General features: G+C 64.7%; 1 protein-coding gene. It reads left to right on the top strand.

The window, feature by feature from the left end; all coding sequences use genetic code 11:
- The first annotated feature begins 113 nt into the window (after positions 1-113).
- A complete protein-coding gene (locus JZ792_RS41090) occupies positions 114-1,424 on the top strand; it encodes an IS256 family transposase (RefSeq protein WP_216918380.1) in 1,311 nt (436 codons plus the stop codon).
- Positions 1,425-1,458 lie beyond the last annotated feature (34 nt).

Genomic DNA, 1,458 nt, shown 5'->3' with positions numbered 1-1,458 from the left:
AGAGAAATGATTAGGACCTGTGGATGACGGGGAGGACGCACCTTCCCGGATGATCTATCAGTCCGAAGTCTTGATCATGCCGGCGCGCCAACGCCGGTCGGGAAGGTACGTCCGTGTTTACGGTAGTTCAGAACGTCGCCGCCGCTGGTGGGCAGGCTGGTTCGGCAAGGTCGCTGCTCGATGAGATCGTGCGTGAGGGTGCCAGGCAGATGCTGGCCGCCGCGTTGAAGGCCGAGGTCGCGGCCTATGTCGCCCAGTTCGCCGACCAGCGCGACGAGAACGGTCACCGGCTGGTGGTCCGCAACGGTTACCACGGCGAGCGGGAGGTTCTGACCGCGGCGGGCGCGGTGACGGTGCGTGCGCCACGTGTGAACGACAAGCGGGTCGATCCGGAAACCGGTGAGCGGCAGCGGTTCTCCTCGGCGATCCTGCCCGCGTGGGCGCGGAAGTCCCCTCAGGTGAGCGAGGTGCTGCCGTTGCTGTATTTGCACGGATTGTCCAGCGGGGATTTCGGTCCGGCGTTGGAGCAGTTCCTCGGTTCCGGCGCCGGTTTGTCGGCGTCCTCGATAACCCGGCTGACCGGCCAGTGGCAAGACGAGACCAAGGCGTTCGCCGCCCGGGATCTCTCGGGCATCGACTACGTGTATTTGTGGGTCGACGGCATTCACGTCAAAGTGCGGCTCGAGCAGGAGAAATTGTGCCTGCTGGTGATGATCGGTGTCCGGGCTGACGGCCGCAAGGAGCTGGTCGCGATCAGCGACGGCTACCGGGAATCGACCGAGTCGTGGGCCGATCTGCTGCGGGACTGCCGGCGCCGAGGCATGACCGCGCCGGTGCTGGCCGTCGGTGATGGTGCGCTGGGGTTCTGGCGGGCGCTGCGCGAGGTGTTCCCGACGACTCACGAGCAGCGTTGCTGGTTCCATAAATCTGCGAATGTGCTCGCCGCGCTGCCGAAATCGGTGCATCCGGGCGCGATTGCGGCGATGAAGGATATCTACAACGCCGAGGACATCGACAAGGCCCAGCTCGCGGTGAAGGCATTCCAGATCGACTACGGAAAGAAGTATCCGAAAGCGGTCGCCAAGATCGTCGGCGACCTCGACGTGCTGCTCGAGTTCTTCAAATACCCGGCCGAGCATTGGATCCACCTGCGCACCACGAATCCGATCGAATCCACCTTCGCCACAGTGAGACTCCGCACGAAGGTCACCAAGGGGCCGGGCTCGCGGGCGGCCGGGATCGCGATGGCCTACAAGCTGATCGAGGCCGCCCAGACCCGCTGGCGCAAGGTCAACGCCCCTGAACTGGTCGCTCTCGTCCGCGCCGGCGCCCTGTTCCACAAGGGCAACCTCCTCGAACGCCCCCGCGACATCACCCCGCCGTCAACCGACGCGACCGAACCCACCCGAACGGAGGTCGCCTGAAACTTGCCGATCCACAGGATTTGACAATATCTCG

It is taken from the genome of Nocardia noduli (assembly GCF_019038455.1).
GTDB lineage: Bacteria > Actinomycetota > Actinomycetes > Mycobacteriales > Mycobacteriaceae > Nocardia > Nocardia noduli.
The sequence above is the reverse complement of the archived record's forward strand: the minus strand, read 5'-3'. Positions and strand labels throughout refer to the sequence as shown.